This is a genomic window from Alteraurantiacibacter palmitatis (genome assembly GCF_037154115.1).
GTDB lineage: Bacteria > Pseudomonadota > Alphaproteobacteria > Sphingomonadales > Sphingomonadaceae > Alteraurantiacibacter > Alteraurantiacibacter palmitatis.
On record NZ_JBANRO010000020.1, the window covers coordinates 1 to 12,990 of the forward strand.

Annotated in this window: 12 protein-coding genes, 2 tRNA genes and 2 pseudogenes; 7 read left to right on the plus strand and 9 right to left on the minus strand. The window is 62.0% G+C overall.

The annotated features are described in order from the left end of the window. Window positions 1-254 precede the first annotated feature (254 nt). Window positions 255-330, minus strand: a tRNA-Thr gene (locus tag WFP44_RS15700). 63 nt (window positions 331-393) lie between these two features. Beyond that, window positions 394-467, minus strand: a tRNA-Cys gene (locus WFP44_RS15705). A gap of 93 nt (window positions 468-560) precedes the next feature. Here WFP44_RS15705 and WFP44_RS15710 point away from each other — a divergent pair. The 3 genes from WFP44_RS15710 to WFP44_RS15720 are packed head-to-tail and all read left to right on the plus strand — an operon-like array spanning window position 561 to window position 3,801. Then, window positions 561-1,850 carry an aconitase X gene (locus tag WFP44_RS15710; RefSeq protein ID WP_336927643.1) on the plus strand — a complete coding sequence of 430 codons (1,290 nt, stop codon included), beginning with the start codon at window positions 561-563 and terminating at the stop codon, window positions 1,848-1,850. Next, a complete protein-coding gene (locus WFP44_RS15715; protein ID WP_336927644.1) occupies window positions 1,850-2,293 on the plus strand; it encodes an aconitase X swivel domain-containing protein in 444 nt (147 codons plus the stop codon). The genes WFP44_RS15710 and WFP44_RS15715 overlap by 1 nt, the downstream gene beginning before the upstream one ends. Beyond that, window positions 2,290-3,801: an FAD-dependent oxidoreductase gene (locus WFP44_RS15720; RefSeq protein ID WP_336927645.1), complete on the plus strand. Its 1,512-nt coding sequence runs from the start codon at window positions 2,290-2,292 to the stop codon at window positions 3,799-3,801. The genes WFP44_RS15715 and WFP44_RS15720 overlap by 4 nt, the downstream gene beginning before the upstream one ends. Window positions 3,802-3,816: 15 nt before the next feature. Here the strand turns inward: WFP44_RS15720 and WFP44_RS15725 are convergent. The 6 genes and pseudogenes from WFP44_RS15725 to WFP44_RS15755 all read right to left on the minus strand — a co-directional run bounded on the left by WFP44_RS15725 (window position 3,817) and on the right by WFP44_RS15755 (window position 8,318). Next, window positions 3,817-4,598, minus strand: a pseudogene (locus WFP44_RS15725) (IS5 family transposase). 115 nt (window positions 4,599-4,713) lie between these two features. Then, complete coding sequence (locus tag WFP44_RS15735; RefSeq protein WP_336927646.1) at window positions 4,714-6,015, minus strand: IS701 family transposase; 1,302 nt, start codon at window positions 6,013-6,015, stop codon at window positions 4,714-4,716. A 30-nt stretch (window positions 6,016-6,045) separates the two neighbouring features. Beyond that, window positions 6,046-6,657, minus strand: coding sequence for an RHS repeat-associated core domain-containing protein (locus WFP44_RS15740; RefSeq protein WP_336927647.1), 612 nt, complete (start codon window positions 6,655-6,657; stop codon window positions 6,046-6,048). Window positions 6,658-6,877: 220 nt separating this feature from the next. Continuing rightward, entirely contained in the window at window positions 6,878-7,300 is a 423-nt protein-coding gene (locus tag WFP44_RS15745; protein ID WP_336927648.1) for a type II toxin-antitoxin system MqsA family antitoxin, read from the minus strand. Continuing rightward, window positions 7,293-7,610 carry a type II toxin-antitoxin system MqsR family toxin gene (locus WFP44_RS15750; RefSeq protein WP_100237894.1) on the minus strand — a complete coding sequence of 106 codons (318 nt, stop codon included), beginning with the start codon at window positions 7,608-7,610 and terminating at the stop codon, window positions 7,293-7,295. Before WFP44_RS15750 ends, WFP44_RS15745 begins: the two co-directional genes overlap by 8 nt. 72 nt (window positions 7,611-7,682) lie before the next feature. Then, entirely contained in the window at window positions 7,683-8,318 is a 636-nt protein-coding gene (locus WFP44_RS15755) for a DeoR family transcriptional regulator (protein WP_336927651.1), read from the minus strand. Window positions 8,319-8,519: 201 nt separating this feature from the next. On the opposite strand from WFP44_RS15755, the pseudogene WFP44_RS15760 reads away from it, so the two are divergent. From WFP44_RS15760 to WFP44_RS15775, 4 genes and pseudogenes are all read left to right on the plus strand, one after another. Further along, window positions 8,520-8,875, plus strand: a pseudogene (locus WFP44_RS15760) (recombinase family protein); the annotation flags it as partial. Between the two features lie 3 nt (window positions 8,876-8,878). Continuing rightward, window positions 8,879-10,012 carry a recombinase family protein gene (locus WFP44_RS15765; protein WP_336927658.1) on the plus strand — a complete coding sequence of 378 codons (1,134 nt, stop codon included), beginning with the start codon at window positions 8,879-8,881 and terminating at the stop codon, window positions 10,010-10,012. Next, window positions 10,012-10,911 carry a plasmid partitioning protein RepB C-terminal domain-containing protein gene (locus WFP44_RS15770; RefSeq protein WP_336927653.1) on the plus strand — a complete coding sequence of 300 codons (900 nt, stop codon included), beginning with the start codon at window positions 10,012-10,014 and terminating at the stop codon, window positions 10,909-10,911. The genes WFP44_RS15765 and WFP44_RS15770 overlap by 1 nt, the downstream gene beginning before the upstream one ends. Then, window positions 10,904-11,863: a plasmid partitioning protein RepB C-terminal domain-containing protein gene (locus tag WFP44_RS15775; RefSeq protein WP_336927655.1), complete on the plus strand. Its 960-nt coding sequence runs from the start codon at window positions 10,904-10,906 to the stop codon at window positions 11,861-11,863. Before WFP44_RS15770 ends, WFP44_RS15775 begins: the two co-directional genes overlap by 8 nt. A 228-nt stretch (window positions 11,864-12,091) precedes the next feature. On the opposite strand, the gene WFP44_RS15780 is transcribed toward WFP44_RS15775, so the two are convergent. After that, on the minus strand, window positions 12,092-12,862 hold the full coding sequence (locus WFP44_RS15780) for a protein NO VEIN domain-containing protein (protein WP_336927656.1): 771 nt from the start codon (window positions 12,860-12,862) through the stop codon (window positions 12,092-12,094). Between the last annotated feature and the right edge of the window lie 128 nt (window positions 12,863-12,990).

Sequence of the window (12,990 nt, forward strand, 5' to 3'; positions counted from 1 at the left end):
GATCACCAGCCACTCATCATCGGTCAGTTCAAATCTACGACGCGTCATCCAAAACTCCTTCCCGAAGCCTTGAATCAAACGCGCCCGCGCCGCGCAAGTCAGTTTATGAGTTTACGGCCTAGTCCTCCGGCGAGGCCCCCATAAGCCCCCGATTTTGGGCGACCAGAGGTGAATACTGGCGACCTGATGTCCCCAGTTTTTGGCAGATTTTCGTGGGTTTAGCAATCATCTGCGGATGCTGATGAATGGTCTGATGGTGCCGCTTACAGGACTCGAACCTGTGACCCCCGCATTACGAATGCGATGCTCTACCAACTGAGCTAAAGCGGCCCGTCATGTGCCTTGGCCTTGCCCATATCGCCAGCAACGCGCTGACGCAATGCGCAAGGAAGGTGGAGGCCCGAGCCGGAATCGAACCGGCGTGCAAGGATTTGCAGTCCTCTGCGTAACCACTCCGCCATCGGGCCGGAAGGCGCGCACCTAGCGAATGGCACGAAGGCTTGCAATGTGTTTCATGCCCGCGCATTGCCTTGGCCAGTGCAAAGGGAGATTGCGCGGCGATGGTAAGGCTCACCGATGATGAGCAGGCGATGCTGGGCGGGCGCGATGGTGCGGCCGTGGCGCGCGCAATGGATCTGCTGCTCCGCTATGCCGAGGCGCTGGGCGCGGAAGACTTCGTCACCACCAACAATGTCGCGGGCGTGCCCGGTTCCTCGCCCCAATGGGTGAAGGATTATTACGCCGCTGATGGCGGCGATTACCGCGCGGTGTTCAGCCGCTTTGACCTTGATTCGGATGATGTGGTGGATGTGCCGGTGATTCAGGGTTTTGCCTGCCATCTGCAAGGCGGGATGGATCCCGACCAGTGGCGCGAGATGGGGATGACCGAGGCGGCCTATGCCAACTTCCGTGCCGACGAGGCGGAAGTGGCCGCGCACGGCGTGCAGGTGCTGAAAACCTGCACCCCCTATCTGGCAGGCAATGTGCCGGTGATGGGCGAACATTGCGCGTGGATGGAATCAAGCGCGGTGGTGTTCGCCAATTCGGTGATCGGCGCGCGCACCAATTGCGAAGGGCGCGAATCGACCAGCGCCGCGATGCTGGCCAAGCGGATTCCCAACTGGGGCTTTCACCGGCCCGAAGGGCGGCGCGGGCATCATTCCATCCGCGTGGATGTGCCGGTGGATTCGATCTTCGAATGGGGGATGCTGGGCTATTACACCGGCTGGGCGGTGGAGGATGCGATACCGGTGCTGGAAGGCCGTATCGCCGCGCCCAGCCTGATCAAGCACAAGCATTTCGGAGCCGCCGCAGCAAGTTCGGGCGGCGTGGAAATGTATCACATGGTCGGCATCACGCCCGAAGCGCCTACGGTGGAAGCGGCCTTTGGCGGCGCGCGCCGGGGGGAGCGGTTCAGCTATGGCGCGGCGGAGCGGCGCCAGGTTTACGAACGGCTCAATTCCATCGGTGACAGCCGGGATGTGGATTACGTGATGCTGGGCTGTCCGCACGCCAGCATTGACCAGATTGCCGAGATTGCCGCCCTGCTGGATGGGCGCCATGTGCATGAAAACAGCGCGCTGTGGGTGTTCACCAGCCGCGCAGTGAAAGCGACCGCGATTGCCAGCGGCCATGCGGCAAAGCTGGCGGCGGCGGGTGCAAAGCTGATGACGGACACCTGCTCTGCCATCAGCCAGGCCGTGCCGCCGGGCACGCGCGTGGCCGCGTTCGACAGTGCCAAGCAGGCGCATTACCTGCCCGCGATGATGGGGATCGAGGGATGGTTTGGCACCACGGCTGAATGCATTGATGCGGCCTGCACCGGCAAATGGACAGGGAGGCTCGACTGATGGCGACCGTTGGTCTTCACCGGCCAGATATTGTGCTGCGCGGCCGCCGCGTGGTGGGCGGCGTTGCCGAGGGCGAGGCGCTGGTCACCCGGCAGACGATCAGCGGCTGGGGCGGGATCAATGCGATGACCGGCACGGTGATCGAAAACCATCACGAACTCAAAGGCATCAGCTTTGCCGGGAAAATCCTGGTCTTTCCCGGCGCGAAGGGATCGTCGGGCTGGTCGGGCGCGTTCCACACCACGCGGCTGACGGGGAAGGCGCCGCTGGGGATGCTCTACACCACAACCACCACAAAGGCGGCGCTGGGCGCCGTGGTGATGCGGGTGCCGACGCTTACCGATTTTGACCGCAATCCGATCGACCTGATCGCGACGGGCGACCATGTGCGGATCGATGCGGATGCCGGCGAAGTGCTTATCTGGAAGGCAGACACAAAGTGACAGACAATACCCCAAAGCCTGCCGCGCCCGGCGGCGTGAAGCTGCAACGCGTCGAAGGGCATAGCGAGGAGCGATTCCTCGGTTCCGACGTGTTTGAAAGCAATGCGCGCAACCTGCCGCCGCCCAACGGAACGGGCACCGTGCGCGAGGAAGCGCGCGACATTGCGATCTATCACGAATGCGATGTGGCGGTGATCGGGGGTGGCCCGGCGGGCTGCGCGGCGGCGTGGGCTGCGGCAAAGGCGGGCGCGCGGGTGACGCTGGTGGAGCGTTACAATTGCCTCGGCGGCCTCAGCACCGGTGGCCTTGTCATGTGGATCGACCGCATGACCGATTGGCAGGGCAATCATGTGATCCAGGGCTATGCCCGGCACTTTATCGACCGGATGCCCGCCGATGGCGTGGCTGGCCCTCCGCGCGAGGATTGGGGCAGCCGCGATCCGGCCAAGTTCGCATACTGGAGCAACCGCACCACCGCCTTTCACGGCATCGTGCAATGGGCGCCCACTTTGTGCCCTGAGCGGATGAAGCTGAACAACCAGGAAATGCTGCTGGAAGCGGGCGTGCGCATCGTGTTCCACGCCTGGGCGGCGCGGCCGCTGGTGCGGGATGGCGCGGCGCGGGGCGTGATCTTTGAAAGCAAGATGGGCCGCCACGCGCTGATGGCCAAGGTGGTGGTCGACACAACGGGCGATGGCGATATGTTCGCCCGTGCAGGCGCCGATTTCGATACCGATATCGAGGAAGGCGATGTCCACCATTCGATGAACACCGGCTGGGTGCTGGGCGGGGTCAATATGGACCGCTGGATCGACTGGAAGGTGCATCACCCGGACGAGCTGCGTCAATTCATGGAGCGCGGGCGCGCCGAACTCGGCTATTTCCAGACCCCCTATGTCAGCTGGCGGCAGGACATCGCGTTGTTCCTGGGGCCGCGCCAATCGGGCCTGTCGGCGCTGGATGTGGACGACCAGACCGAGGTGGAAATCCGCAGCCATCGCCTGATGCAAGGGCATTGCCAGTTCTTCCGCCGCCATGCGCCGGGGTTCGAGAATGTCTATTCCTTGCAAAGCGCGCAGCAATTGGGCGTGCGCCATACGCGGCGGCTGGCGGGCGTGGGCCGGATCGAGCGCAAGGATTGGGGCAACGGCACGCCGGTTGCAGACGAGGTGGGCGTGTCCCCTTCGATCAGCCCCAAGTTCCCGGTGATCTCGGTCCCCTATGGTGCACTGGTGCCGCGCAATCTGGATGGCCTGCTGGTGGGCGGGCGGCACATCAGCTGCGATGCGAACAGCCACGGCTTCATGCGCGAGATTCCGCAATGCTGGCTGACGGGCCATGCAGCGGGCGTGGGCGCGGCGCTGGCGGCGGACAAGGGCGTAGAGCCGCGCGCCGTGCCGGTGGACGATATCCGCCGCGTGCTGCGCGAACAGGGCGCGCATCTGTCGGATGACAGGGCGGTGGCAGCGGTGCGTGCAGGGCAGGCGGAGCCGGTGGCGGCGAAGTAGGCTTCGGCCCTTGGCCTAGACCGTGTTGACAAAAGATTTCAGCCATAAGCGGGTGGCGGCGAGGTTTAGGAAGCTCTCGAACGAGAGGACAGTCTTGTCGTAGCGGGTGGCGATACGGCGCTGCTGCTTGAGTTTTCCGAACATGCGCTCGACGCGATTGCGGTCACGGTAGCGGCGATAGTCGGGATGCTCGGGCACCTTGCGGTTCGAACGGGGCGGGATGATCGGCAGGATGCCCCGGATCAGCAGGCTTTCCCGGAAGCGGTCGCCATCATATCCCTTGTCCGCCAGCAGCGCCTTGGGTGCGGCGATGGGGATCTCCATCAGCGGCTCGGCTGCGGTGTAATCGGAAGCCTCGCCGCCGGTCAGGATGAAGCCGAGAGGCAGTCCCTGATTGTCGCAGCGGGCGTGGATCTTGCTCGTAAAGCCGCCGCGTGATCGACCAAGAGCGTTCGCACAAGCCCCCCTTTTCCGCCCGCTGCCGAGACGTGGCCGCGAACGGAAGTGCTGTCGATCATGTGCTGCCAGTCGTCGGTCAACCCGAGATCAACCAGCGTTTGCAGCAGCGCATCCCAGACGCCCTGCTCGGCCCAACGCCGGAACCTGACATAGACAGAGTTCCACTTGCCGTATCGCTCATGCATATCGCGCCAAGGGCATCCCGTTCGCAGGACGTGAAGCATGCCATTGAGAAAGCGCCTGTTATCACCCGCTGGACGCGCCCAGCCACCACGCTCAGGCGGCAGCAGCGGCCCGATCAGTTCCCATTCCCCATCCGACAAATCCCCGCGACCCATGACTGCTCCTCAAAAAGCAGTCTTGAATCAGAACTCGCGCCAATTGGGAATCCCTTTTGTCAACACGGCCTAGCACTACTTTGGCAGATTTCTGCGGGTCATACGGCTCCATCGTCTACGGAAGTGCGGGCATGTAGGCGGCGGAGGCTGGCTGAGCTGGGTCAGGATCGCCTGCCTGATGGCAGGCAAGGTCGGTTGCGGCGGTGGGCTCGGGCTTCTTTTTTTTCCGACCCGCTGCCCTGAGACGGCGGGCTTGCAGGAAGGCGAACGCGATCATGCTCATGAGGGCGTGCCTATGAAGTCCCTGCCATGATCGCCCCTCGAAGTGATCGAGGCCAAGCTCTTCCTTGATCTGCTGATGGGCTTGCTCGCAGACCCACCGGGCTTTGATGGCACCGGCCAACTTCCTGAGTGGGGTGTCGGCGGGCAGATTGCTCAGGTAATATTTGCGCTCGCCGGTGGAACGATGCTCGCCGACCAGCCAGACCTCTTCGCCGGGAAGATGCTGCTGACCGAGATCACCAATGCGCTGCGGCGGGCCGTCTGCCACCCGCACGCGCATGGCAGCAAAGCGCGCCGAGAGCTTGCCCTTCGTGCCGCGCCGCCAGCTTACGGTCTGCCACTTGGCGCTCTCGAGCATCTCCTGGGCCGGACGCGAGGGGGCATCGGGCACATGGTTCTTGCGTGGTCGTCCGCAGCCAGCGACCGGGAAGATCATGGCGACATCAGGTGGATAGACCTTTTGCTTGAAGGGGATCCCAACTGCCCAGGTCAGCCCGCGTTCGGTAAGATCCTGCCGGAACGGAGCAGACATGCCGTATCCGGCGTCGGCCAGTATCCCGCCGAAGCGCACACCGGTGGAGCCCACTCGGTCGATCTCGGCAAGCGCGATCTCAGGCTTGGTGCGATAGGCGCGCGCTTCTTCAGGAACCTTGGCGCGATCCATCCGCGCCGCATCGCTGGTCCAGCTCTCGGGCAGGAACAGTCGCAACCCGACCATGACCGGCACTTCGCTCGATGCCAGCGTCACCGACACCAGTGTCTGGCAGTTGGCGTTTTTACCCAGCGCCGATGCATATTGCGGCGCTACGCCGACCGAAGACCTCCCCTTCTTCGGCAAAGCCGTATCATCGATGATCAACCAGGCATCGCTGCCACCCACCAGCGCATCGGCCTGCCGACAGAGCTCCTCCTCCAATGGCGCGCTGTCCCACAGGGCACCGCCGATAAAATGATGCAGCTGGTCATAGCCAATCCCCGGCGAACGCATCGCCATAGGTTGCACGCTTTTGCGGTCACCAGGGCCGATCAACCCCTCGACATAGGCCGGACACATCCGCTCCCTGCGCCGATCACCCAGCAGCCCCACAAATGGCGCAAGCCACTCCGTCAGATCATCTCGCCAACCATCCGCCATCGCCAGCCTCCACATGCTGACGATGTTGAATCATGATAAACGATTCATAGGAATCCAGAAAATACACTTCTGCCAAAGTAGTGCTAGCCCCGTTGGTGTTTCGCCATCACCGAAGCCATATTGTGCCGCAGTGCAGGCCTTGAGCTTATCCCACGTGGATTCCGGCTCTTCACATTGCGGCTGGTTACCCGGCCGAACTACAATCACATAATTGTAATTCGGCTCCTGCGAACTTCCTCCAGAAGTCCCTGGAATTGGCGTCCCATCAGGAATCTCGTAAGAGTAATTGACCTTTTGACATACTTCGACCCTCTCCACAGTTATTTGATGAGAGACCGGGCCGTACCGAGGAACGTATTGGCAAACCTCAAAATATTCATAAACTGTGTAAAGTCCCGTGGGATCCACGCCATTGACAGGATCGCCGCCGACATAGGCATACATGTTCATGCCGTCGCCATAGCCGATGGGATCGGTCTGCATGAACCGGCCGAGGGTGGGCGAATACATACGCGCCTTGTAATGCCAAAGCCCCAGTTCCGGAACCCATGTCTGCCCCGTATAGCCGAACCACCCCGTATTGCCCGCGCCGGGAACACCGTACTCGTCATAGCTGTTGATCGTGCTTGCGCTGCCACCCACGCTGCGTCGCCAGTACCACCGAGCCGCGCGCGTCGGTGAACAGGAACCGGCTGTCGCCCAGCGCCACGTCGCCGGTCAGCTTGCCGTTCGTGTCATGATGGGGGCAATTGGCGGTGGGAGAGAGCTTGCGGACGAACTCTCTCGTCGAAGGCCACCTAAGTAGGCCGTGAGCCTGCGAAAAGTTGCGGTCGGCTATTGCGGATAAGCAATCGCAACAGGCCTATGCGGCTTCCTTCCGGTGCACCCGCTGCTTCAGAACTGAGAGCCCGGACGGATCCCTGTCGAGCAGCAGCAAGGCACTCATCACCGCATGGCTGACAACCACATCGCCGCTCTCGTATTTCTGGAAGGCGTTGGGCCCGCCTCCAATCAGACGGCCAGCATCCTTCTGGGTGAGATGCAGGCGCTTCCTGATGCGGCGCACCGCCTCGGGCTCGAGCAGACCCTCCACCTGAGCCTTGAGCCGGTTCAGAGCCCGATCGGAAACCTTCATGTCGTCACCGGTGTGAATGCTCTCGTCGCTTGCATCACAATACCAGCCGGGCATGTCGAAGGTGGATTCGTGCCCCTTGTAGGTGATGGTCATCGGCCGAACGTCGCGGAACATCGGCTGGCCCGTCTCCGGGCAGGTGGGGTTAGTCATCGCCCTTCTCCTTGAACGACAGAAGCAAAAACTCGGTCACGGCATCGGCCGTGAACTTGACGTACAAAGCCCCCTGCTCGGAGGGAACGTGGTAGACATCCTGCCAGACCCGATGATCAGCAAAGGATGTCATGGACTTATAAAAATGGCGTCGCTCGATCGTCTGTATGGTGGCGACGATCTCGCTTCGGCCAAAACCAAGCGAAGCCGCTCCTCTCAGAGCGGAACCTGTGACATTGAGCTTCTCGACCGTTGAGAAAACGGCTTTGACCGCTTCAATGTCATAGGTCGGCTTTCGCTTCTCGGTCATTGCCCTTTATAACACCACTGTGGTGTTTTTCAAGAGTGCCGATTCCGTCAGCCCGCCGGTGTTCGCGCGCAGCTAGGTTTGTCGGCTTGCCACATAGAATCCCCGCCGATGGCGGCCCAAATATCGTATCAGCCCTCTGTCCTTCAGGTTGGCAATGTCGCGTTTCGCGGTGCGGCTGCTGACCTGCCAGTGCACGACGACGTCTTCAACGGTGCATCGGTCGCCCTGCGCGACTCGCGCCAGCAGCCACTCCTGACGCTCGTTCAGCGGCAAATTAATGGTGATATGGATGTCACCATTAATGTCACCATTCGTGTCACCATTAACGCCGTTGAAGAGGCCCAATTGCGCTCCCGATCCGGACCCGGCCGGGCCGTGCGCGAAAGACGCAGCCGTGCCATTCGGGAGTGCCTCAGCCGGTGCCGTTGATGGATCCATATCAGCCAGGAACTGCCGAACCAGCTCGCGAACAGCCGGAGACTTCATGCAAAGTCTCATTAGAAAATAACCGCTTGGACCGGAAACCCCGCTCACCCAGTTCTTTACGCTGCGCTCGCTGGCACCGGTCCAGCGCATGACGGTCTTGACCGTTCGGTGGGTCTCATCATGCTCGCGGCGCAAGGCATCCGCGATGAGTTCCGCATAGTCCTTGGCCGACTTCGCCAGCCCGTTCCATGGGTGCAACATTCTGCCCTTTTTCGGCAACATCCTCCGCTCCTTCCACCGCTACATTCACGTGCGAGCGGAACGGTAGGCAGAGGTGCTCTTCGGGCTGCAGTTGGTGGATGCCCTGGACTGCTGCAGCGGCTGAACCGGAAAGGGCGACGCTTGAAGGATTGGCAGAAAGAAAAGGACCAACCTCACGATGACCCGACAGTCCGCGTCGTGCGGGCCGCCGAATACGTTCGCATGTCCACCGATCACCAGAAATACTCGACCGAAAATCAGGCCGACGCGATCCGCCACTATGCGGCCTCTCGGGGCATCGAAATCGTCAGCACCTATGCCGATGACGGCAAAGCGGCCTGTCGATCGACGGACGTGCTTCGTTGCAGCGCCTGATTGCCGACGTCGAATCCGGCACTGCCGATTTCGAGATGATCCTGGTCTACGATGTCAGCCGGTGGGGCCGCTTCCAGGACGCCGACGAAAGCGCCTATTACGAATACATCTGCCGCCGTGCCGGGATCCAGATCGCCTATTGCGCCGAACAGTTCGAGAATGATGGCTCACCGATGAGCACCATGTTCAAGGGCTTCAAGAGGGCCATGGCTGGCGAATACAGCCGAGAGCTCTCGGTCAAGGTTTTTGCCGGCCAGGGACGGCTCATCGAGAAAGGCTACCGCCAGGGCGGTCCCGCTGGCTTCGGCCTGCGCAGGACGCTGATCGATGAACACGGCACGACCAAGGCGGTGCTCGGCCGAGGTGAGCAAAAGAGCCTGCAGACCGACCGCGTGATCCTGACACCCGGGCCGGACGAGGAAATTGCCGTCGTGCAGGAGGTCTACCGAGCCTTCGTTCATGATGGGCAGACCGAGCGCGAGATCGCCGAGGCACTCAACGTCCGCGGCATTCTCACCGATCTTGAACGCCCATGGACGCGCGGCACCGTCCACCAGCTCCTGATCAACGAGAAGTATGTCGGCGACAATGTCTGGAACCGCCGCTCGTTCAAGCTGAAAAAGAAGCGGGTCCGCAACGCCCCGGACATGTGGATCCGGTCACAGGGCGCATTCGAGGGGATCGTCGAACGGAAACTGTTCGAGGCGGCCCATTCGATCATCACGGCGCGCTCGTTCCGCCTGTCCGACGAGGAGATGCTGGAAGCGCTTCGGGGTCTCTACGCCAGCAAGGGCCTGCTGTCCGGCATCATCATCGACGAATGCGACGGTTTGCCGTCGAGCAGCGCGTACAGTTCCCGGTTCGGCAGCCTCCTGCGTGCCTACAGCCTGGTCGGGTTCACCCCGGACCGGGACTACCGCTACGTTGCGATCAACCGGGACCTGCGCAAGCTGCATCCCGATGTCCTGCGGCAAGTGCTCGACGGTTTGCGCGAACAGGGCAGCGAAGCCTGGCAGGATCTCGAGACCGACCGGGTGATCGTCAATGGCGAATTCAGCCTGTCGGTCGTCCTCGCCAGGTGCCAGACCACGTCGACTGGGCTGCTGCGCTGGAAGCTGCGGTTCGATACCTCGGTCATGCCCGACATCACCATCGTCGTGCGCATGGACACTGACAACCGGGCACCGCTCGATTTCTACCTGTTCCCCCGCCTCGATGTCGCGTCCGACCGGGTGCGATTGGCCGAAGACAATGGCCTCAGTCTCGACGCCTACCGCTTCGATACCCTCGACTACCTCTATGACATCGCCGCCCCAGTGCGCATCGCGGAGGCCGCCTGATGAGGGAATCACGCCCCCAGCAGATCGAAATGATCCCGATATCACGGATCACCGTGCTCAACCCGCGTTCGCGCAACAAGCGTCAGCACCGGGAGATCGTGAACAACATCGAGGCGATCGGCCTCAAGCGCCCCATTACCGTCAGCAGGCGCCAAGGGCCCGGCGGCCCCCGGTACGACCTGGTATGCGGGCAAGGACGCCTCGAGGCCTTTCAGATGCTCGGGCAGACGGAGATCCCGGCCGTTGTGATCGAGGCGGCCGAGGACGAATGCCTGGTCATGAGCTTGGTCGAGAATATTGCCCGCCGGGTGCAGCGCCCCATCGACGTCATGCGCGAGATCGGTGAGCTCCGGAAGCGCGGGTACAGTGAGGCGGACATCGCGCGGAAGATCGGTGTCCATAACTCGTGGGTCAGCATGGTGGTGTCGTTGCTCGAACGCGGCGAGGAACGGCTGTTGGCCGCGGTCGAAACCGGCCTGATCCCCGTCACCATGGCCATCGAGGTCGCTCGCGCCGAAACCGAGGAAGCCCAGAACCTGCTGCTGGAGGCTTACGAGACCGGTAAGCTGAAAGGAAAGAAGCTCGCCTCCGTCCGCCGCCTGCTCGATCATCGCCTTCGCAGCCGCAGTAAGGGCATCGGCTCCAGCCGCATGGGACCTCGCGCGGGCAATCGCCGCATCACGGCAAACGACCTGCTGCAGGTCTATCAACGCGAGGCGGAGAAACAGCGCATCCTTGTCAAGAAGTCGGATTTTACCCAGACGCGCCTGCTGTTCGTTGTCGAGGCGATCAAGGACCTCCTTGGCGACGAAGGGTTCGTCACCCTGCTGCGGGCCGAGGGGTTGGAAACCATGCCGCGTGCCCTCGCGATCAAGATCGCCGGAGGCCTGGATGGCTGACTGGCAACCCGAGCACACAAGCGAGCCGGGAGGCGATCCGCACGTTCATCTGGCCTTCGAGCGCCAGACCATCACGATTGCGATACCTGCTCTCGTCCCTCTGAAATCACTTCGCGAGGGCGTGCGCGAGAGCAAGAAATACGCGCAGATTGTCAGTTCCATTGAGGCGATCGGACTGGTCGAGGCGCCGGTCGTCATCGCCGACACCCAGCATCCCGGGCAGTATTTCCTGCTCGATGGCCATCTGCGCATCGAGGCCCTGAAACAGCTCGGGACCGAGACCGTCGATTGCCTGGTTGCAACGGACGACGAGACCTACACCTACAACAAGCGGGTCAACCGCCTGCCGCCTGTGCAGGAGCATCGCATGATTGCGCGAGCCGTTGAGCGAGGGGTGGCTCCGGCCGTCATCGCCGAGGCCTTGGGGCTGGAGGTCGGTTCTGTGCACCGCAAGTTTCGTCTGCTGGACGGAATCTGCCCGGAAGCGGTGGACATTCTCAAAGACACCACCTGCCCGATGAACGTGTTCGAGGTGCTGCGTCGCATGTCGACGATGCGCCAGATTGAGGCCGCCGACCTCATGGTTGGGCAAAACAACTTCTCCCTGATGTTTGCCAAGGCCCTCCTGGCTGCAACGCCAGACGATCAGCTCGTCAAGCAGCCGAGGAAGGGCCGCAAGGGTGACGCGAATGGCCCGACCACCCAGCAGATTGCCCGTATGGAGCGCGAACTGGCGGCGCTGCAGACCCAAGTGAAATCGGTCGAGGACAGCTACGGCATCGACAACCTGCATCTCACGGTAGCGCGCGGCTACATCGCCAAACTGCTGGGTAATGCCCTGATTGTTCGATGGCTCTCTCAGAACCGACACGAATACCTCGGCGAATTCCAGCGCATCGCCGAGATCGAAACGATCGCGCCAGTGCCACCGCTCGCACTGGGGCAGGAATGAATATGATGGGGACCCGGACCCGATAAGCGCGGGGACCATGGGAGAAGCCGCACTGTGGGGCGGATCGAGCATGGTGGTGGGAATGGCGGCGAACCCGCATGGAGCCCACTAGGCCGGCCGTCATATGGACCGGCTGCATGCCGCAGTATTGCGCATGTCAGGCAAGGGCGTGTCGGCATATCCGGGACTGTCGGCACGCCCAACCGCCCAAGGCGATCTCGCCGCCTTCTATCGCAGCCCCGCCAGAAAACTTGTAGCGGTCAGCTCGAGATGCGCCTCGAGCGGAGGACGCAGCATATAGGCATGCGGCACACGGGCAAAGCTCCAGACCCGAATGAGATGCCATTCATCACGGCGAGCATCGGCGACGGCCAGTTCATTTCGGGAAATATGGAAAGGGGTACGCTCCCATCCATTGGTGGTCTTGACCTCGATCAGGCGTTCACGGCCATCAGGTTCGAAGCTGGCAATGTCGAAACCGTAGCCGTCGCCATCCTGAACCGATGTCCAACGTACCCTGTCCGCCAGATCCTCCCGACCAGCCAATTGCAGTGCCTGCCTTTCGCCGTGCAGGACGAGTTCTTCACCAGCCTTTCCTAGAGCTCGGTTGCGTGCGTCGCGCTCCGCGACATCGAACTTCCGCCCCATCGCGGCAATGAACTCCGGATCGACAGGAGATGGTTCGTTGCGCTGCGTCGGCGGTGGACCGAACTGCAGAAGCGGCGCATTTATCGGCACAGTCCGCGATGGTCGATTGAAGGGCGCCAGCCAATCCGGATGGGCGTCGAGCCATCGGAGGACCCCGTCTACCAAGGCATTCTGGAAATTGGCTGCCGGTTTGTAACCGGTGATCCACGGTTGTCCGAGGCCGAGCATGACGGCGCTGATGTTCTGGTGTTTGAATTCGATTGAGCCCCGACTGCGAGGGAGGAGCTCTTGCAGCGCACGATTCCGTTCCGCCTTGTTGAAAGGACGCCCCTCAATCTCCGCGCCGAGCATCGCGAAATAGTCAGCGACGATCAGATCGATTTCAGCTTCGCTCCAGGCTTCAGAGCCTGATCCGAAACTAAGTTGAGTGGTATCAGCGGGTTAGCTTGACGCTAGCTCAAGTCATTGATTCAGGGGTT

Coding starts and splice junctions, on each gene's coding strand:
- WFP44_RS15765 (WP_336927658.1), top strand. CDS start 8,879: ATGGCTGGCGAATACAGCCGAGAGCTCTCGGTCAAGGTTTTTGCCGGC.
- WFP44_RS15775 (WP_336927655.1), top strand. CDS start 10,904: ATGGCTGACTGGCAACCCGAGCACACAAGCGAGCCGGGAGGCGATCCG.
- WFP44_RS15780 (WP_336927656.1), bottom strand. CDS start 12,862: ATGCTCGGCGCGGAGATTGAGGGGCGTCCTTTCAACAAGGCGGAACGG.
- WFP44_RS15745 (WP_336927648.1), bottom strand. CDS start 7,300: ATGACTAACCCCACCTGCCCGGAGACGGGCCAGCCGATGTTCCGCGAC.
- WFP44_RS15710 (WP_336927643.1), top strand. CDS start 561: ATGGTAAGGCTCACCGATGATGAGCAGGCGATGCTGGGCGGGCGCGAT.
- WFP44_RS15715 (WP_336927644.1), top strand. CDS start 1,850: ATGGCGACCGTTGGTCTTCACCGGCCAGATATTGTGCTGCGCGGCCGC.
- WFP44_RS15750 (WP_100237894.1), bottom strand. CDS start 7,610: ATGACCGAGAAGCGAAAGCCGACCTATGACATTGAAGCGGTCAAAGCC.
- WFP44_RS15770 (WP_336927653.1), top strand. CDS start 10,012: ATGAGGGAATCACGCCCCCAGCAGATCGAAATGATCCCGATATCACGG.
- WFP44_RS15755 (WP_336927651.1), bottom strand. CDS start 8,318: ATGTTGCCGAAAAAGGGCAGAATGTTGCACCCATGGAACGGGCTGGCG.
- WFP44_RS15735 (WP_336927646.1), bottom strand. CDS start 6,015: ATGGCGGATGGTTGGCGAGATGATCTGACGGAGTGGCTTGCGCCATTT.